Annotated in this window: 17 protein-coding genes; 9 read left to right on the top strand and 8 right to left on the bottom strand. The window is 65.3% G+C overall.

Annotated features, from left to right (window positions below; genetic code table 11):
- Positions 1–63: 63 nt before the first annotated feature.
- A complete protein-coding gene (locus BMF89_RS17565; RefSeq protein WP_078108354.1) occupies positions 64–2,109 on the bottom strand; it encodes a TPM domain-containing protein in 2,046 nt (681 codons plus the stop codon).
- 331 nt (positions 2,110–2,440) lie between these two features.
- Between BMF89_RS17565 and BMF89_RS17570 the strand changes: the two genes are divergently transcribed.
- The 6 genes from BMF89_RS17570 (at position 2,441) to BMF89_RS17595 (ending at position 8,905) form a co-directional block, all read left to right on the top strand.
- The gene (locus BMF89_RS17570; RefSeq protein ID WP_078108355.1) at positions 2,441–4,078 is read left to right on the top strand and encodes a trypsin-like peptidase domain-containing protein; all 1,638 of its coding nucleotides are present in this window, start codon (positions 2,441–2,443) and stop codon (positions 4,076–4,078) included.
- Positions 4,079–4,361: 283 nt separating this feature from the next.
- Positions 4,362–5,162: an electron transfer flavoprotein subunit beta/FixA family protein gene (locus BMF89_RS17575; protein WP_078108537.1), complete on the top strand. Its 801-nt coding sequence runs from the start codon at positions 4,362–4,364 to the stop codon at positions 5,160–5,162.
- A 14-nt stretch (positions 5,163–5,176) separates the two neighbouring features.
- Positions 5,177–6,130, top strand: coding sequence for an electron transfer flavoprotein subunit alpha/FixB family protein (locus BMF89_RS17580; RefSeq protein ID WP_078108356.1), 954 nt, complete (start codon positions 5,177–5,179; stop codon positions 6,128–6,130).
- Positions 6,131–6,135: 5 nt separating this feature from the next.
- Entirely contained in the window at positions 6,136–6,915 is a 780-nt protein-coding gene (locus BMF89_RS17585; RefSeq protein ID WP_078108357.1) for a PIG-L deacetylase family protein, read from the top strand.
- A 74-nt stretch (positions 6,916–6,989) separates the two neighbouring features.
- Positions 6,990–7,535 carry a gluconokinase gene (locus tag BMF89_RS17590; protein ID WP_078108358.1) on the top strand — a complete coding sequence of 182 codons (546 nt, stop codon included), beginning with the start codon at positions 6,990–6,992 and terminating at the stop codon, positions 7,533–7,535.
- The gene (locus tag BMF89_RS17595) at positions 7,532–8,905 is read left to right on the top strand and encodes a gluconate:H+ symporter (RefSeq protein ID WP_078108359.1); all 1,374 of its coding nucleotides are present in this window, start codon (positions 7,532–7,534) and stop codon (positions 8,903–8,905) included. The genes BMF89_RS17590 and BMF89_RS17595 overlap by 4 nt, the downstream gene beginning before the upstream one ends.
- A 90-nt stretch (positions 8,906–8,995) precedes the next feature.
- On the opposite strand, the gene BMF89_RS17600 is transcribed toward BMF89_RS17595, so the two are convergent.
- The 5 genes from BMF89_RS17600 to BMF89_RS17620 form a co-directional block, all read right to left on the bottom strand.
- Complete coding sequence (locus BMF89_RS17600) at positions 8,996–9,757, bottom strand: MerR family transcriptional regulator (protein ID WP_078108360.1); 762 nt, start codon at positions 9,755–9,757, stop codon at positions 8,996–8,998.
- 79 nt (positions 9,758–9,836) lie between these two features.
- A complete protein-coding gene (locus BMF89_RS17605; protein ID WP_078108361.1) occupies positions 9,837–10,715 on the bottom strand; it encodes an anti-sigma factor in 879 nt (292 codons plus the stop codon).
- Between the two features lies 1 nt (position 10,716).
- Complete coding sequence (sigK, locus tag BMF89_RS17610) at positions 10,717–11,313, bottom strand: ECF RNA polymerase sigma factor SigK (RefSeq protein WP_078108362.1); 597 nt, start codon at positions 11,311–11,313, stop codon at positions 10,717–10,719.
- Between the two features lie 230 nt (positions 11,314–11,543).
- Positions 11,544–12,011: a tRNA (cytidine(34)-2'-O)-methyltransferase gene (locus BMF89_RS17615; protein WP_078108363.1), complete on the bottom strand. Its 468-nt coding sequence runs from the start codon at positions 12,009–12,011 to the stop codon at positions 11,544–11,546.
- A 34-nt stretch (positions 12,012–12,045) separates the two neighbouring features.
- Positions 12,046–12,999 carry a J domain-containing protein gene (locus BMF89_RS17620; protein WP_078108538.1) on the bottom strand — a complete coding sequence of 318 codons (954 nt, stop codon included), beginning with the start codon at positions 12,997–12,999 and terminating at the stop codon, positions 12,046–12,048.
- A gap of 150 nt (positions 13,000–13,149) precedes the next feature.
- Between BMF89_RS17620 and BMF89_RS17625 the strand changes: the two genes are divergently transcribed.
- Positions 13,150–14,115, top strand: a complete 966-nt coding sequence (locus BMF89_RS17625) for a diacylglycerol kinase family protein (protein ID WP_253190875.1) — start codon at positions 13,150–13,152, stop codon at positions 14,113–14,115.
- A gap of 9 nt (positions 14,116–14,124) precedes the next feature.
- Here the strand turns inward: BMF89_RS17625 and BMF89_RS17630 are convergent, their stop codons facing one another.
- Positions 14,125–14,544, bottom strand: a complete 420-nt coding sequence (locus BMF89_RS17630) for a hypothetical protein (protein ID WP_078108365.1) — start codon at positions 14,542–14,544, stop codon at positions 14,125–14,127.
- Positions 14,545–14,634: 90 nt separating this feature from the next.
- Between BMF89_RS17630 and BMF89_RS17635 the strand changes: the two genes are divergently transcribed.
- Both BMF89_RS17635 and BMF89_RS17640 read left to right on the top strand, forming a co-directional pair.
- Positions 14,635–15,300, top strand: coding sequence for a helix-turn-helix domain-containing protein (locus tag BMF89_RS17635; protein WP_078108366.1), 666 nt, complete (start codon positions 14,635–14,637; stop codon positions 15,298–15,300).
- Between the two features lie 64 nt (positions 15,301–15,364).
- Positions 15,365–16,633 carry a cysteine desulfurase family protein gene (locus BMF89_RS17640; protein WP_078108367.1) on the top strand — a complete coding sequence of 423 codons (1,269 nt, stop codon included), beginning with the start codon at positions 15,365–15,367 and terminating at the stop codon, positions 16,631–16,633.
- On the opposite strand, the gene BMF89_RS17645 is transcribed toward BMF89_RS17640, so the two are convergent.
- A complete protein-coding gene (locus tag BMF89_RS17645; RefSeq protein WP_078108368.1) occupies positions 16,612–17,850 on the bottom strand; it encodes an FAD-dependent oxidoreductase in 1,239 nt (412 codons plus the stop codon). The two genes, BMF89_RS17640 and BMF89_RS17645, sit on opposite strands and share 22 nt — an antisense overlap.
- Positions 17,851–18,036: the final 186 nt, after the last annotated feature.

Below are 18,036 nucleotides of genomic sequence, written 5' to 3' on the forward strand. Positions count from 1 at the left end.
TCCAGTGATCAGTTCTTGTACCGCTTCTACGTGGGGGACCGGCCCCCACCTAGTCTTCGCGAGCTAGAAGCTCCCGTCACCGCCGGAGTCGCCGCCCCAGCCTCCACCGCCGCCGTCGCCGCCGAAGAAGCCTCCACCGCCGCCGTCGCCGCCGAAGAAGCCTCCGCCGCCTCCGCCGTCGTTGTTTCCGCCGCCCCAGCCGCCTCCGCCGCCGTGGAGGATGGAGTTGATGAGGATGCCGCCGAGGATCGCTCCGCCGAGGCCGCCACCATTTCCCCCGCCACCGAACATGCCGCCCCGGCCGTAGCCTTGGTTGGCGAAGCCGCCGAACTGATCGACGTCGGACTGGGCCAGTTGCGCGGCTTGTGCCGCCAGCGCCTGGGCCTGCTGGGCGTACGTCAGCGCCGTTACCGGGTCATTGCTGGAAATGGACAGAGCGTAGTCGAGATTCCGCTGGGCTTCGGCCAAGCGCGTACGGGCTTCGGTGCCGACCCCGCCGCGTCGCGCCGCAATGTAGTCCGAGGTAGCGCTGATCTGGGACTGGGCCGCCATGATGGTCTGCTGGAGCGCGGCCTGTGCACGCCTTGCCTGTTCCTGCTGGTCGCGGATGCCCGAGAGGGACTGGTCCAGGGCCTGGTGGGCCTTCTCCACGCGGTCCAGGGTGGCAATGGGATCGATCTTCCCGCCCTGGATTTCAATCTTGACTTGCGCCAGCGCTGCTTCGACTCCGGCCACCGGACCGGCCAGCTCCGGGTGTTCGCCGGACTGGATCATCGCTTTGGCCTGGGCCAGGTCCTGGCTGGTGTCCGCCACGGCGCCGTCCAGCGAATTCCGGGCTTCGTCGAGGCTGCCAGCGACCTTGGAGATGGCCCCGATCAGCACGTTGGTCTGGTGCAGGCCTTCTTCCGCGGCGCGGACCGCTACCGCGGCAAGGCTGCTCTCACCGGTGGCAAGCTTTTCCTGTGCCGTGGTGGTCGCATGCCGGACGAAGGCAAGCCGGTCCTTGGCCTGGGTGATGTTGTCGCTCACGTGCCCCAGCGCGCTGTCTGCGTACTTCTCGCGCAAGCCGTTGAGCGATTGCTCCGCGCTGCTGATCTTTGCCTCGGCGTCGTCGGCGCCGGCAGCAACCGTGGCCAAAGCCTGGGGCGCGTTCTTCTCAAGTTCGCGCAGGGAATCGAAATCGGCCTTCTGCTCGCGCAGTGATTCGAGGGCAGCCTCGGAGCGTCGGATGATTTCGCCAAGCCAACTGCGCTGCTGCTCCTCGGTGTCCGGGATGTGGTCATCAAGTTGTTGCTGCAGCTTGAAGGATTCTGTCATGTGGTTCTTTGCGTCCAGCAGCGCCTTGGTGAAGTTCCCGACGGCGGCATCGCCGTATTGCGCCTGGGCGAATCCGAGTTCCTGCTCGCTGGACTTGATGGTGTCATCCGCTTCGATGAGCAAGGATCCGGCTTTGCGCCGCAGGTCCGCGATGCTCAAGGAGGCCAGGGGATCGAGCTGTTCTCCCTGCGGTCCGTAACCCGCAGCGGAGGCCGGGCTCTTCTTGCGACGGTTGCGGAAGTACAAGTACGTGCCTACGCCTCCGGCCGCAACCACGGCGGCACCCACGAGCACGGCCGTGCCTGCGCCGGAATTCTGCGTGTCTCCGATGGCTTTGGCGGCATCGATCACGGCTTGGTCGTAGTTTTTCTTGCCCTGGACAAGGTTCGCCAGGACGGCGTTCTTGAGGATGTCGTCACGCTGGGAGTCGGTGATCTTGCTCCCGGGCCCGCGGGTGATGTTCACCTTGCCGTCGTCCGTGGCGATGGCCAGCAAGACGTCCGTGGATCCGAACGACTTCTTCTTTGCCACTGCGTTGCCCCAGTCGCTGGGCGTGCTCGGGTTGGTGAAGGTCTTTTCGGTCACGACATACAGATTGAACTGGTGGTTGTCGTAGAGGGACTTGATGGCGCTTTGAACCGCGCTCTTGTCGCGAAGGACGCCGGCGTCGTCAGTGATGTTCTGGCCGGACGGGATCGTCACCGGGTCGGCAGCCCAGGCTCCAGCGGCCGGGAGGACCAGCACTCCAGCCAAACCGATGACGGCGAGTACACGTTTCACTATTGACCGCATGTGCAACCCTTCAGCACGTCTGCGATTGGTCCGGGCCGGAGCAATCGAAACAGAATGCATCAGCGCCCCCACGCATGGTTGTCGAGCCGCAGGTCGCTGTGGCAATTCCACTTGATACTATGGTGCACCTTTTGGGCCGTCCACAGCGGTAAATATGCCGCCAGCGAAACGGGGAGAGATCTGCCCTTCTGCAGCGTTGAAGGGCTAGTCGGCGCCATTCGAGGACCCAGGACCGTTCCGATGAGTGCGTTCAGCAAGCTCCCAGCGAACGTCGACTCTTGATCCAGCAAGAGCGACGATAGTTAAGGGGACGAGGAAGAAAGGAAGTCCCATGACGGAGAACCCAGCACAGGGCGCCGCGCCTGAGAACAATGGCCCCGAGAACCATGGTCCTGAGAGCAACGGCAAGGCGGAGGCGGACAAGCAAGCCAATTCCCAGCCTACGGCCCCGCTGCCGGCATACCAGCCGGGTCAGGATTTCACGGCGAAGCCCGAATACCCCGCGCGGCCCGACCACACAGCGCAGGCTCCGGTAGCCCCTGCACCTTGGGCTCACGGGCCGGCCGAAAACCCCACCGAGCAGATCCAGTCCCAGCACAGCGCTCCCCAGAACGGAGCGCCCCAGCACGGAGCGCCCCAGCACAGCGCGGCACCGCAGCACCCCTATCCGCAGCACCAGCCCTTCTATGGCGGACCGAACCCTGCGCAGCACTATTCCACGCAGCAGTTCCCGGCCCACCCGGGCGGTCCGGCAGCCGGCCCGAAGCGCAAGCCGGTCTTCGGCGTCGGGACCTTGGTGGCCTGCATCCTGGCAGCGGGCCTTGTGGGCGGAGGCGTCGTGGCGGCCAGCGATCAATTGTTGAGCAGCCGGACCCCGGCGGCGGCCAGCAGCGGCCAGGCGGGAACCGTGATTGTCAACAACACGGACAACGTCAACGCCATCACGGCGGCCGCAGCCAAAGCTACGCCAAGCGTCGTGACCATCATGGCTTCGAGCGGAAGCCAGGGCGGTACCGGTTCGGGCATCATCCTCGACGACCAGGGCCACATCCTGACGAACACCCACGTCGTGACCCTTGACGGTGCCAGCGCCAATGCCGCCATTGAGGTGCGGCTGAGCGATGGACGTGTCCTCAAGGCGACGGTAGTGGGAACGGACCCGCTTTCCGACCTCGCCATCATCAAGGTGGACAACGCCTCCGGACTCGTCCCGGCCACCCTGGGTGATTCCAGCAAGATCAACGTCGGCGACAACGCCATCGCCATCGGCGCCCCGCTCGGCCTGCCCGGCACGGTCACCGACGGCATCGTCTCCACGCTCAACCGCACCATCAGCGTGGCATCCTCGGCTGTTCCCAACGGCGGCTCCGACAACTCGCAAAACGGCGGCCAGGGCGGATTCCAATTCGCGCCTCCAGGCGGTGGCCAGAGCCAGAGCAGCGCCGGCCAGGGCACCGTTTCGCTCAACGTCATCCAGACCGACGCGCCGATCAACCCCGGCAACTCCGGCGGAGCGCTTGTCAACACCAAGGGCGAGATCATCGGCGTCAACGTGGCTATCGCTTCCGCCGGAAGCAACAGCTCCTCGTCGTCGTCCAGCGGCAACATCGGTGTGGGCTTCAGCATCCCGATCAACAACGCGAAGCGTATTGCACAGGAACTCATCCAGAACGGCAAGGCCACCCACGGGCAGTTCGGCGTCAGCGTGCAGCCCAAGTCGGCCACTGGAAGCAGCTCCGGATTCTCGGTAGGTGCGCAGGTCGCAGCGGTAACAGCGGGTTCCGCCGCTGAGAAGGCCGGGCTCAAGGTGGGCGACGTCGTCACCAAGTTCGCCGGCATGGACATCACCGATCCCGAGCAACTCACCGCGGCTGTCCGTCAGCAGGCGGCGGGTGCAACGGTCAAGGTGACCATCCAGCGCGGCGGCCAGTCACAGGATCTCGACGTGACCCTGGATGCTGCCCCGTAACAGCTGCGCTGTTGCAACAGATTCCAGCGGGGCAAACAGCCGGCAGTCAACGACGGCGGGCGGCACCACTTGCGGTGCTGCCCGCCATCGGCGTATGCCCTGTGCTGCTCCGAGCCGGAACGATCCGCGAAACAGGAGTTAATGCGGACACCCGGCGTTGTCCGAGTTGTGGCGCAATATGCTTAGCTAGGACGAGCCCGTACGCTGGGCACTCTTGGCCATGCGCCTAGTTGCTGGCCATTCCCGAGCATGGAAGGCTGCCTCGAACACAGTGGGAGACACATTGAAGATTGTTGTTCTGGTCAAGCACGTCCCGGACGCGCAGTTCGACCGACACCTCACCGGCCCAGGCAACACCACGGACCGCGACGAGAGCATTCTGTCCGAACTGGACGAATATGCGCTTGAAGCTGCGCTGCAGCTCAGCGAGGCCCGCGGAGGCGCGAAGGCAGGCAACGAGGTCATCGCCTTGAGCATGGGTCCCGCCGGCGCGGTGAACGCCATCAAGAAGTCCTTGCAAATCGGCGCCTCCTCAGGAGCGCATTTGAGCGACGACGCCTTGGCGGGTTCCGACGCCGCTGCCACCTCGCTGGCCCTCGCCGCGGCAATCCGGTATCTCGGTGCCGACTCGCCCGTGGACCTCGTCCTGACGGGCATGGCCTCGACCGACGGCGAAACGTCCTTGGTTCCGGCGCAACTCGCCGAGCGGCTCGGACTCCCTCAAGTCACTTTTGCTTCCTCCCTGGAGGTCGACGGCGACCGCGTCCTTGCGCGCCGCGACGGTGACGCCCACGCCGACACCGTGGAGGCAACCTTGCCCGCGCTGGTATCCGTGACGGACCAGATCAACGAGCCGCGATATCCCAACTTCAAGGGCATCCTTGCAGCCAAGAAGAAGAAAATCACGGCACTCACCCTCGCCGATATCGGAGTCGATGCCGCGCAGGTGGGAGCCGCGGGTTCGCTGACCGCCGTCGAGACCGCTGAAGCGCGGCCGCCGCGCACTGCCGGCACCATCATCACCGACGAAGGCGACGCCGGCATCAAGCTGGTTGAGTTCCTGGCCGCCCAGAAGCTGCTCTAAGAGGATTCCGACACATGGCAAAAGCACTTGTATTCATTGACAACCCGGGCGCGGCGCTCAAGAAGAGCAGCCTGGAACTCCTGACGGTCGCCCGTTCCCTCGGGGAAGCGGTGGTCGCCGTCAACGGCGAACTGCATGACGACGTCGCCGCCTCCTTGGGGGCGCACGGAGCCTCGGTGATCTACCGTCCGTCCGCCACGGACCTGGACGACTACCTGGTTGCGCCGAAAGCCGCTTATCTTGCCGCGGCAGTCGAGGCAGCCGGAGCCGGGATCGTCCTGCTCGAGAACACGGCCGACGGCAAGGAAATCGCGGCCCGTCTTGGCGTGAAGCTCAACGCCGGGGTCATCACCGACGTCGTGGGGGTCGACGCCGACGGCACGGCCCATAAGTCGGTCCTGGCTGGCTCGTACACCACCACGGCCAAGGCGCGCACCGCCGTCGCCGTGCTCACGGTCAAGCCGAACAGTGTTGACGTCGATGCCCCGGCCGCGGCGAACACGCCCGAAGCCGTCACCATCGACGTCCCGGCCGATGCCACCGCGAATGCCGCGCGGGTCACCGGGCGGGCGGAAAAGCCGGCCAGTGGCCGTCCCGAGCTCACCGAAGCCCGGATCGTGGTTGCAGGTGGACGCGGGGTCGACGGCGACTTCGGTCCTTTGGAAGAACTGGCCGACGCCCTGGGCGGTGCACTCGGGGCTTCCCGTGCCGCCACGGATGCGGGCTGGATCGGCCATGACTACCAGGTTGGCCAGACCGGCAAGACCGTATCCCCGCAGCTCTACATTTCGGCGGGCATTTCGGGAGCGATCCAGCAGAAGGCCGGGATGCAGACCTCCAAGGTCATCGTCGCGATCAACAAGGATGCTGAATCGCCCATCTTCGAAATCGCGGACTTCGGCATCATCGGCGACCTTTTCAAGGTTGTTCCGCAGGCCACCGAAGAGATCAAAAAGCGGAAAGGCTGATCCCTTTGTCTTCTGACGCCACGTCAGCAAAGAGCCCGTTCAACGCCTCCACGGAGCGCGTTGAGCGGGTGCTTTGTTTTACCGCCCACCCGGACGACGTCGACTTCGGCGCGGCCGGGACCATTGCCGCCTGGACCGCTGCCGGCGTCGAGGTCAGCTACTGCGTCATGACCGACGGCGACGCGGGCGGCTTCGATCCTGCCCACCGCGAGGAGATCATTTCCATGCGCGCGGAGGAGCAGGAACAAGCCGCCGCCCTCGTCGGCGTGACGGACGTGCACTACCTTCATGAACGCGATGGATACCTGGAACCGACGCACGCGGTAATCAAGCGAGTAGTGAAGCTGATCCGCGAAATCCGCCCCGACGTCGTCCTCGCCATGCACCCGGAGCGCAACTGGGACAGGATCCAGAAGAGCCATCCGGACCACCTCGCCGTGGGGGAGATCGTGACCCGGGCCGTGTACCCCGCGCTCGAGAACCCCTTTGCCTACCCGGAACTGGCGGAAGCCGGCCTCGAAGCCTACAAGCTGCCATGGCTGTGGCTCTTCGCGGGTCCTGAATCCCGTGAGAACTATTTCGTGGATGTCACCGACCACATCGACGCGAAACTGTCGGCGATCCGGATCCACGCGAGCCAGCACCCCGACCTGGAAGGCATGGAGCGGGCCGTCCGGAGCATGCTCCGGGACAACGCCTCGCGCGCCGGGATGCCCGGCGGCCGCAGCGCCGAAGCGTTCCATGTGGTCGAGGTCAACGGGACCCAAACCATCGCCGGTTTCTGAAATTGCTGATGTGTTAGCTGTGTCATATGCTTAGTCTCGTTTAAATCATATTTAATTGAGAGAGGCAGACTTTGATGGCGAAGACTGCACAACAGCCGGTATTGGTGATCATGGGGGTCTCCGGTTCCGGCAAATCGACAGTGGCCGGCGTATTGGCCGGCCGGCTGGGTTGGGACCTCGCCGAAGGCGACGACCTGCACCCGGAAGCGAACGTTGCAAAGATGCAGGCGGGGCACGCACTCAGCGATGAGGACCGTTGGCCCTGGCTGGACATCATTGCCAATTGGATCAAGGAGCGCACCGCAGCAGGAAAGCCGGGCATCATCACATGCTCGGCCTTGAAGAAGCGCTACCGGGACGTCCTGCGCGGCGAGGGCGTCGTGTTCGTCTTCCTGCAGGGGAGCAAGGACAAGATTTCCGACCGGCTGGCTTCGCGCCACGGGCACTTCATGCCTGCCACGCTCCTGGAATCCCAGTTCGACGCGCTGGAAGCGCCCACCGAGGACGAGAACCACATCTCACTGTGCGTCTCCGCTTCTCCTGCTGAAGAGGCAGACGAAATCATCGCACGGCTCGGCCTCGGGGCGCAGCCGGCACAGACAACTGGAGACGCAGCGTGAACTGGACCGGGCACGACACCCAACTCCTCGTGGTCGCGGCTATCGGCATTGCGCTGATCGTGCTGCTGATCGCCAAATTCAAAGTCCACCCCTTCCTCTCCCTGGTACTGGGCTCGGCCTTCGTTGGCCTGGCCTCCGGAGTCGGGCTGGACAAGGTGGTCAGCAACTTCGAAGACGGCGTGGGCGGCGTCCTCAAGGAGGTCGGCCTCCTGATTGCGCTCGGCGCCATGCTGGGCAAGCTCCTGGCGGACTCCGGCGGCGCCAACCGGGTAGTCGATACCCTGCTTGAAAAGGCCAAGGGCAACAGGGTGGTCTGGATGATCACCCTGGTTGCGGTCATCATCGGCCTCCCGATGTTCTTCGAGATCGGGCTCGTCCTGCTGCTTCCGGTGATTGTCCTGGTCACCCAGCGCTCGCAGATGAAGCTCATGCGCATTGCCATTCCGGCGCTCGCAGGCCTCTCCGTGTTGCACGGCTTGATCCCGCCGCACCCCGGGCCGCTCATCGCGGTTAGCGCGGTGAAGGCCGAACTGGGCACCACCCTGGCCCTTGGGCTCCTGGTGGCCGTGCCCACCGTCATCATTTGCGGACCGCTGTTTTCCCGTTTGGCCGCGCGCTGGGTTCCCGTGGATGCCCCCGCAGTGGCCGGCGGCGTCGACACCAAGCATGCCGTCGACCTGAGCGAAGTGAAGCGTCAGCCGACCTTCCTCGTCACCTTGCTGACCATCATTTTCCCCGTGGTGCTCATGCTCCTGAAGGCCATCGCAGACATTGTCTGGCCCGACGCCGCGCACGCACCCATGATCCGCACCGTCCTGGACTTCGTCGGGCAGCCCCTTGTGGCGATGACCCTGGCTGTGCTCGCCGCGATGGTGACCTTCGGCTACGCCGTTGGCTTCACCGGAAGCAAGATCACCGCCAAGCTTGGCAACAGCCTTGGACCGATTGCCGCGATCCTGCTGATCGTGGGCGCAGGTGGTGGCTTCAAGCAGACCCTGATCGGTGCCGGCGTCGGTGACGCGGTCAAGAAATGGGCCGAGGGCGCCAATATGTCGGTACTGGTCCTGGGCTTCATCGTGGCCGTGGCGCTTCGTTTGGCCACGGGCTCGGCGACGGTTGCCACTGTGACGGCTGCGGGCATCGTTGCTCCCTTGGCGAGCAGCCTGAGCCCGACGCATGCCGCACTCCTTGCCTTGGCCATCGGTGCGGGCTCGCTCTTCCTGTCCCACGTCAACGATGCCGGGTTCTGGCTCGTGAAGGAACTCTTCGGCCTGACGGTCGGGCAGACGTTCAAGACGTGGTCGGTGATGGAGACGCTCATCTCGGTGGTCGCCTTCGGTTTCATCATGGTGCTTTCGCTGATCATTTAGCGGGGCTGCCCAAGAGCCAGTACGACGGCGGCCCGCCCCCTGTGTTTCCAGTGGGGGCGGGCCGCCGTCGCGCTTTTCGGCAAGAATGCCCTACCTGAGCTTTTCTGCCGCGTAGACCTTGATGCCTTCGAGCAGGTAGGGCGCCAGGCCGACCCGGACCTTGTCGTAGTTGGCAGTGAACCGGGGGTCGTCCACGTACATCTGTCCGAGGCCCACGTAGGATTCTGCGTTGGGCGTCCAACTGGCGCAGATCCACTTGTAGTGCCTGCCGATGGCTGCCTGGACGTCCGGGTGGTCCGCCGGAAGGGCGGCGTCGAAGCACCGGGCGAGATCCTGGTTCAGCGACGCATACTCCTCCATGAAGGCCTGCTTTTGGGCCGTCGTCATAGCCGAGTGGCGGGCCTTGCTCTCCTCGACGGCCCGATCGCCCCAGCGCTCGCGCGCCTCGGCTTCGTAGGGGTTGTTGTCGAAATCCTTGAAGATGTTCTCCGCGGTCATGGTTTCTCCTTGACGTAGTGCTGCGATGGTGGCGTCGACCGTCCGGGACATGCGGTCCAGTCGGTCGCGCTCGGCCAGCAGCCAGTTCCTGTGCACGGCAAGTGCCTCCACGGGATCGGCCTGGCCATCCAGAACTTCGCCGATGGTCTCGAGCCCAAGGCCAAGTTCACGAAGCAGGAGGATCCGCTGCAGGCGCAGCAGTTCCGGCTGGCCGTAATACCGGTAGCCGTTGTGGCCCGTGCGGGCAGGTTCCAGGAGCCCGAGCTGGTCGTAGTGGCGCAAGGTCCGTGAGGAAACCTTGCTGGCCTTGGCCAGCTCGGAGATGGTCCAGGTATCTGCCTTGTCCTGCTTCATGTATCCAGCGTAAAAGTTGACGTTACGTCAAGGTCAAGCCCGTCGCCAACGGCTCCTGTCGGGCCGGAGCCGGCCGCTCCTACGCGAGAGGCGCTGCGGCAACCGTGGGAAGGGTTGGTTTTTTGGAGCCGCCCACAGGTTCAACCGTGATGCCGATAGCCGCCGCGCTGGAAATGCCGGAGACAACCGCCGGGTGGCTCAAGGCTTGGGCGTCCATGAGTCCCTGGGATACGGGGTCGGAGCCGTCCTTGGGAATAAGCCACATCTGATATACCTTGCCGGCCGGGGGAGCCGGAACTCCATTCATGCGGACCACCACGGCGTTCTTAGAGGTGGAGATCGACACGGTGGCGGTGCCGCCGCCGTTGACGTCGACGGTCGCTTGCCGGACGTCGTTGGCCTGAAGCACTTGGTTCACGGGATCGTTTTGCCCTGCCACGTAGACGCCCACGCCTACACCGCCAAGCGCGATGACCGCGGCCGCCGCAGCGGCTGCAACCCAACCACGGACTCCTCCGAAGCGTCGGCGATCCCGTCGGTTCCGTTCCGCGGCGAGATCCACGACGTCGGGGGAAACGTGCGTGGAGGCGGCGGGCGGCGCTTCGGAGACGGAAGAAGACGCGGGCGCTGTGCCGGTTTGTGAACTGCGTGGTTGTTGCGGGAGCTGCCGCAGAATGTCCTCCAGGAGTCCGGGAGGCGGTTCGGCCTCGTCGGCGAAGGACGTGGCAAGGGTCTCGCGTGACTGCCTCACCCGCTCAAGGAACGCCGAGCGTTCAGGCGCGGCGGCAATGTAGTTGTCGATTTCTGCTCGCTCGGCGTCGCTCAGGGCGTCGAGGGCATAGATCTCGGCAAGCTCCAGGACGCGGCCTTCGGCAAGATCCGTAGCTATGTCTGTGGCGAACATCCTGCGGAGGCCTTCCTTCCCGAAGTTCCGGTTGTCTTCATCGTGTTCGGTCATGTCAGCTCACCCCCAGGCAAGTCTTGAGTCGGAGAAGTCCATCGCGGATGCGGGACTTGATGGTCGGAATCGCGGCGCCGAGTTGTTCGGCGACCTCCCGGTAGGTGAGGCCGCCATAGTAGGCGAGCCGCACGGACTCCAGTTGCGTCTCCGTCAGGGTGGCGAGGCAACGGGTGACGGACTCGGCCTCGAGCCGGCTGGTGGCTTCTTCTTCCACGGAATCGTGGTCAGGGAGTTGGCTCGCGGCACCATATTTCGCTTCGCGGTCCGTGGCGGACTGGGCGGAGCGGACGCGGTCGATAGCGCGCCGGTGGGTGATCGTCATGAGCCACGCGAGCGGGCTGCCGGCCTCGGGATTGAATTTGCCGGCGTTTTGCCAGACCTGGATGAACACTTCCTGGGTGGTATCTTCGCTCAGGCCCGCATCCACCAAGACGCGCTTGGCCATGCCGAAGACCCTCCGCGACGTGAGCCGGTAGAACTCGCTGAAGGCGCCGCGGTCGCCGTCGGCCATCAACCCCAGCAATTCCGCAAGCTGCGCATTCGAGCCGGCAATCAGGCTGGGGGCCTCGTGGCCTCGCACATTGGGTGTATCCATCACCGTCCAGCATAGATTGCTCGTGACCCTGGCAGTACCAGAAGCACTGTGAGTCTTGAGAGTAGCCACCTGCGCCCCTTCCACGGCCGCCGCTTCACCGGCCCCTTGATTCGCAGGCCAGCTGCCCGCCCAGGCTTTGTGCCTGCATAGGGGATTCGGCGCAGGGGGCGCTTTGGATGGGTGATACGCGGCGGTGGCCTTGAGGATGTCCGGGCGGCCGCTTGGCGTGGCTAGAGTTTCGCGCCCGCAAAACCGTGCTGACGCCAGGCCTCGTACACCGCGATGGAAGCCGCATTGGCAAGGTTCAGCGAGCGGAGGGACGGCAGCATGGGAAGCCGGACGCGCGCCGTGACGTGCGGATCCTGCTTCAGCCAGGCGGGAAGTCCGACCGACTCGGGGCCGAACAGCAGGACGTCGCCTTCCTCGTAGGCAATGTCCGTGTAGGAGGATTCGCCGTCGGACGTGAATGCGAAGACGCGTTCAGGCTGCAGTGCCGCCCATGCGGCCTCGATGTCCTTGTGCACCGTGACTACTGCGAGGTCGTGGTAGTCGAGTCCCGCGCGGCGCAGTTTCGCGTCGGAGAAGTCGAAGCCCAACGGCTCCACGAGGTGGAGCTCCGCGCCGGTGATGGCGGCGAGCCGGATGGCGTTTCCCGTGTTGCCCGGGATTTCAGGGGTGTGGAAGAGGATGCGGAACACGTATCAATCCTAGCCAGCGAAAAGAGGGCGTTGCTCAGTGCATGCCGCGCAGCAGTCGGGCAAGGACCGGGACAACCACGGTGTTGGGCACGGGTCCTGAACTCAGGAACTGCTTGAGCCCGCGTGCCAGCCCGGAGGCGTTGACGATTTGCACCGACCCGAAATCTCCGTCCGTGCGCCTGTAATGGTCGATGACCGGTTCGTGCGGGTTGCCGTCCGGGCTGTGGACTACCACCCAGCCCGTGACATTCAGTTCCGGGAAGATCTCCTGCATGTGGCGGACGATCAGCTCGAGTTGGGGCGGCGGCACCGAGCGCCCACCGTGCTTGAGCGCCACGCCGTCCCAGGCATAGGCGCCCTTGGGCAGCAACATGGAACCGATCAGCGCCAAGCGGTAGCCGACAAGCAGGGCGTGATCGATGTGGCTGTCATCCGAGGGGGAGCGAAGCCCGTTGATGAGCCGTGCCGAAGGGATGGCGGGCAGGATCTGGCGGCTGATGAGCTGGACTGTCCGCATTTCGCGCTGAATGCGGGCTTCGGCGCCGAAGATCCCACGTTTCCGGGGAATCCCATGGATCTGCAAGGCGGCCTCGCCCTTGGAAATGAGGGGAATCTCCAAGGGATCATCGAAGGGCGGGACGTAGACGGGGGCGTCGCCGGCGGTGTTGCGCGGGGCATTAGGACGGTGGACCCCGGCCCGGGTTTCCGGTCCGGGAGCGCCGGTGCCGGCGTAGTCAGGCCTTTGCGCCGGGAACGGGGTTGTCCTGCCCGAAACGCCGCTCGCATAGCGGCGGTCGTACTCCGCCCGCCGCTTGGGATCAATCAGGGTCTCGTACGCAAGCGTGACTTGTCGAAAGACTTCGGGATCCCCGCCGTGGTCCGGGTGGGCGTTCCTCGCGGCCTTCCGGTAGGCCACTTTGATCTCCTTGTCCGTGGCCGTGACGGGGACCCGGAGGATCTGATAGTGGGAACTGCTGCCCTGAGCCAACCACGGGCCTTTCTCTGGGATTCTGAAGATTCCCGCCGCCCTGTGCCGGAACGGCGATCTTGGCAAGTCTAGCCAGCCCACCATGAGAACGACGGCGGCCGGAGCTTTAGTTCCCCGGATCCCGCCCCTGCCGGTGGCATGATTCATGCTGTGAACTCCCCGGCCGGCCCCGATCATTCCTTTGACCTGCCCAGCACCGGCTCCGACGGGCTGGGCGGTCGGCCGCGTCGAAGGATCGTGCTGGCAGTCAATCCGACCGCAGCGTTCGGCCGGCACGCCCTTGCCGGGGACGAAGCCGCCCGCTGTCTCCGCGCCGCAGGCCTCGACGTCGTCGTCCTTCGACGCGACAGCATGGACGCCCTGCGGGAAGCAGTCGGCGAAGCGCTTCGTGCGGGTCCCGATGCCTTGGTGGTTGTGGGCGGCGACGGCATGGTCCATTTGGGCGTCAACTCGCTCGGCGGGACGGCCTTGCCGCTCGGGATTGTTCCCGTGGGTACGGGAAACGACATGGCCCGGATGCTTGGACTGCCCCTGCAAGACGTAGCGGGATCGTGTGCCCGTGTGATTTCGGCGCTCGCCGACGGCGGCCGGCTGATCGACGCGGGCCGCGTAACTTCCGGCGGACGCACCATGTGGTTTGCCGGGGCGGTATCCGCGGGATTCGACGCCGCTGTCAATGAACGGGCGAACTCCTGGAAATGGCCCAGGGGTACGCTCCGCTACACCCTCGCGATGCTCCGGGAGCTCGGATCGTTCCGGGCCATCACCTACACCGTGACGGCCGACGGCGCGTCAGCGCGGGAGGGCGCCATGCTGATTTCCGTGGCCAACGTCCAGTCGATCGGCGGCGGGATGCGCATCGTCCCCGATGCGGCGCCCGACGACGGGTGGCTGGATCTGTTTGTCGTCAAGCCCCTGTCCCGGCTGGCCCTCCTTGCGGTGTTCCCGAAGGTCTTTTCCGGCCGGCACACCTCGCACCCGGCGGTGGAAATCCGCCGGGTGCGCTCGGTGCGGCTTGGCGCGGAGAACGTGGTGGCCTACGCCGACGGCGAGCGGATCGGCCCCCTCCCGCTGGAGATCGACGTGGTTCCGGGCGCCTTGCGGGTCTTGGCCTGACCCTGCCGGTCAGCGGCGCCCGGCGACAGCCAGGCGGTTGAGCGCAAGTGCGCCCACGAGCAGTCCGAAGTCACGGAGGGCGACGTCGAAAAAGTTGCCGAGCACCAGCAGGTTCACGATGATGCCCAGAAGCCACACGGCCACCAGGAGCGAGCCAAAGCGCGGGCGTACCGCCACTGCTATACCGGCCACAATCTCAACGACGCCCACGATGTACATGAAAGTCTGGGCCGGGACCGGAATCACGGAGGTGGCCACGGGCGCCAAATACATGGTCCAGTGAGTGAGCAGGTTGCTGAACTTGTCCAGGCCGAAAAGGATCGGCGCCACGGTGAACACGGTCCGGAGGAGCAGGAATGCCTGCCGCTGGGGATCCATGGACATCAGCGATCCGGTTTTCGCTTGGGCCGGGGATGATGCGGTACTCATGATGCCTTCTTTCTAAAAGTGGATAATTTGATTTTAGAAAGTCGGGAAGGATTAAGCAATGAGTGTTGATTTTAGAGTTAAGCTGGATGCATGACCGGACTTCCCTGGCTGCGTCGGCTTTCCGCCTTGGCATCCCTCGACGATGGCAATCGCCGCCGCTTGTACGAGCACGTCTGCGGCGCAAATGACGCGGTCAGCCGCGACGATGCCGCGATGGCGCTCGGTCTTCCCCGCAGCACTGCGTCCTTTCACCTTGACCGGCTGGTCCGTGACGGGCTCCTGAGTGTCGAGTTCCGCAAGCTCGGGGGCAAAGTGGGTCCGGGTTCCGGGCGCCCTGCGAAGCTGTACGCGCCTGTCGTTGAAGAGGTCGGCGCCTCGGTGCCTGAGCGCCACTACGACCTCGCCGGCGAAGTGATGGCCTCTGCCATCCAGGCCTTGATGACACAGGGTGGCTCCCCCCGCGAAGCTCTTCTCGAAACCGCCTACGCCCGGGGCCGCGAGGCCGGGAGCATCGAGCCGCATTTCGAGGATGTCCTGGCCAGCTACGGCTACAGGCCGGAAGCCGACGACGACGGCGGGTACTCCCTGGTCAATTGCCCGTTCCACCGTCTGGCCGAAAGCCACACGAATGTCGTCTGCGCCCTGAACGGCGCCTTCCTGAGCGGAGCGGCCGCCGCGTGCGGAATTGCCGAGGCCCGGATCGCCGATGACAACCGGGAAGGCCATTGCTGCGCAAGGATCCTTCCCGCGGATTAGGGGGAGCGCCGGGACGGCACCTGCCGCGCGAGCCTGTGTCGGTGTGCCTCGATAGACTTGGGTAGTGCCTGTTTACCTGGACCATGCCGCCACCACGCCCCTGGCCGCTGTAGCTCTCACCGCCATGACCCGCGAGCTGGCGCGGACCGGCAATCCGTCATCGCTGCACGCTTCCGGACGGCGTGCGCGCCGATCCGTGGAAGAGGCCCGGGAAGCGATCGCGGCAGCCGCAGGGGCACATCCCTCCGAGCTCATCTTCACGTCCGGGGGAACCGAAGCGGACAACCTCGCCGTCAAGGGGCTGTACTGGGCCCGCCACGACGAAGACGGCCGCCGCAAGCGGATCCTGTGCTCCGCCGTCGAGCACCACGCGGTGCAGGACACGGTCGAATGGCTTGAACGTCACGAAGGCGCCGAAGCGGTCTGGCTCCCCGTCGATTCCCAAGGCGTAGTGCAGCTCGACGCTGTGCGGGCGGAGATCGAAAGAGACCCGGGATCGGTGGCCCTGGTCACTGTCATGTGGGCAAACAACGAGGTGGGCAGCATCCAGCCCGTCAAGGAGATCGTGGACATCGCCGCCGCCCACGGCATACCCGTGCACTCGGACGCAGTCCAGGCGTTCGGCTCGATTCCCCTGAGCTTCCGCGACTCAGGGCTCGCCGCGATGTCGGTCTCCAGCCACAAAATCGGCGGACCCGTCGGCGTGGGTGCCCTCTTCCTGGGGCGTTCCACCAAGGTCGTTCCCGTCCAGCACGGGGGTGGGCAGGAGCGCGACGTGCGCTCGGGGACCCTGGACACGGCCTCCATCGCGGCATTCGCCGCCGCGGCGGAGTCTGTTTCCCACAACCTGGTGGCAGAGCGCGAACGGATCGGCGCCTTGCGGGACCGGATCATCGACGGCGTCAAGGTCGCCATTCCCGAGGCGGTGCTCCGCGGCGCGCCCGGCGACGCCCGGCTTCCCGGCAACGCGCATTTCACGTTCCCTGGCTGTGAAGGCGATTCCCTGCTGTTCCTGCTGGACCTCGCGGGCATCGAATCCTCCACTGGCTCCGCGTGCACGGCGGGAGTCCCCAGGCCCTCGCACGTCCTGCTTGCCATGGGGCTGGACGAGGAGACCGCCCGCGGGGCGCAACGATTCAGCCTGGGACACACTTCGAACGACGCCGACGTCGACGCCCTGCTCAAGGCCCTTCCGGACGCGTATGCCCGGGCGAAGCTTGCAGGAATGGCCGGTCACGAGTCCAGCATCCAGACCGCAGCCACGGTGGCCCGGAGCCACGGCAGCGTCCCTGCTGGGATCCCGGCCAGCGATCAGTCTCCGGACAACAACTGATCCAGCGGAACAGCGGGATCAGCCAGGCGGTCCACATCCACGGGTATGCGCCCCGAAATGAGCGCCTTGACGGGCTTCTGTACCCGCTGCCGGTTGACACTCATGCCCGCCACCACCGCACCGTCCCGCAGCCAGAAGGCGAGGAAGCTGTTCTCCTCCAACGCGCCCCGGATGACGGGTACGGAACCTGCCGCGAGGGTGGGATATCCCCAGTACTCCATCGAGACGTCGAACTGGTCCGTGTAGAAATACGGGACGACGTCCAGCATCGCGTCCTGTCCCAGCATCGCCTTGGCTGCGACCTTGCCGCCGTTGAGGGCGTTGGACCAGTGCTCGCTCCGGAGGTGATCGCCGGTGAAGGGGTGGAGGGCGTTGGCGACGTCTCCGGCCGCGAAAACGTCCGGGCTGCTGGTCCGAAGCGAAGAATCCACCACGATTCCGTTGCGGATGTCCAGCCCTGCGGCTTCGGCGAGGCTCGTATCCGGAACCACGCCGACAGCCACCACCACGAGGTCGGCAGGAAGCACTTCGCCGGAGTTGGTGACAACGGCGCTTGCCCTGCCCCCGGTGCCGGTGATCTCCGCTGCGCTCGCAGGGAGCCGGAACTGCACACCGTGCTTTTCGTGCAGGCTGCGGAAGAAGCCCCCTAGTTCGGGGCCGATGGCCGTGCTGAGCGGGACGTCTTCAAGCCCCAGCAAGGTCACGCTGTTGCCGTAGCTGCTCGCGGCTGCGGCGAGCTCCATGCCGATCCAACCCGAGCCGACCATCACCACAGTCCGGCCCCCGCCGGACAGTTCTTCCTTGAGTCTCCGGGAATCATTGAAGGTCCGGAACGTCATGACGCCCGCAAGATTGGAAGCAAGGAGGGGAATCCGGCGCGGCTGCGCCCCGGTGGCGATCAGGAGCTTGCTGAACTTCAGCTCGGCTCCTGACCTCAGCTGGACCGTGTGGGCGGCAGGATCGGCGGTTGCGACCGCCTCGCCAAGGAGGAGTTCGACGTCGTTCTCCCCGTACCAGCCGGCCGCCAGCACCGGGACGCTGTCCTCGTCGGCCTTGCCCAGGAGAAATTCCTTGGAGAGGGGAGGGCGCAGGTAGGGGAGCTCATTCTCGGCGCAGACCACGGTGATGCGGCCCTGGAAACCTTCGGAGCGCAGGGTTTTTGCCGCCGTGGCACCGGCGAGTCCGCCGCCTGCGATAAGGATGTGTTCAGTGTCCATGGTGACTCGATTCGCGGGGCGTGGGCGGTTCGCGTGGCCAGGCTGCGTGTGGATGAATGAATGCGCACTCGGCCGGGATCTAAAACTGTTTATTTTGACTTTAGAATCGTCCGCGACGGCGGTCAAGGCATTTTTTGAGGCGGATTCCCGCGGGCGCTAGAATAGTTGGGCGCGCCTCGTCTCTTC

It is taken from the genome of Arthrobacter sp. SRS-W-1-2016 (assembly GCF_002009585.1).
Classification (GTDB): Bacteria; Actinomycetota; Actinomycetes; order Actinomycetales; family Micrococcaceae; genus Arthrobacter; species Arthrobacter bambusae_A.

Coding starts and splice junctions, on each gene's coding strand:
- BMF89_RS17565 (WP_078108354.1), bottom strand. CDS start 2,109: ATGCGGTCAATAGTGAAACGTGTACTCGCCGTCATCGGTTTGGCTGGA.
- BMF89_RS17570 (WP_078108355.1), top strand. CDS start 2,441: ATGACGGAGAACCCAGCACAGGGCGCCGCGCCTGAGAACAATGGCCCC.
- BMF89_RS17580 (WP_078108356.1), top strand. CDS start 5,177: ATGGCAAAAGCACTTGTATTCATTGACAACCCGGGCGCGGCGCTCAAG.
- BMF89_RS17590 (WP_078108358.1), top strand. CDS start 6,990: ATGGCGAAGACTGCACAACAGCCGGTATTGGTGATCATGGGGGTCTCC.
- BMF89_RS17600 (WP_078108360.1), bottom strand. CDS start 9,757: ATGAAGCAGGACAAGGCAGATACCTGGACCATCTCCGAGCTGGCCAAG.
- BMF89_RS17605 (WP_078108361.1), bottom strand. CDS start 10,715: ATGACCGAACACGATGAAGACAACCGGAACTTCGGGAAGGAAGGCCTC.
- sigK (WP_078108362.1), bottom strand. CDS start 11,313: ATGGATACACCCAATGTGCGAGGCCACGAGGCCCCCAGCCTGATTGCC.
- BMF89_RS17630 (WP_078108365.1), bottom strand. CDS start 14,544: ATGAGTACCGCATCATCCCCGGCCCAAGCGAAAACCGGATCGCTGATG.
- BMF89_RS17635 (WP_078108366.1), top strand. CDS start 14,635: ATGACCGGACTTCCCTGGCTGCGTCGGCTTTCCGCCTTGGCATCCCTC.
- BMF89_RS17645 (WP_078108368.1), bottom strand. CDS start 17,850: ATGGACACTGAACACATCCTTATCGCAGGCGGCGGACTCGCCGGTGCC.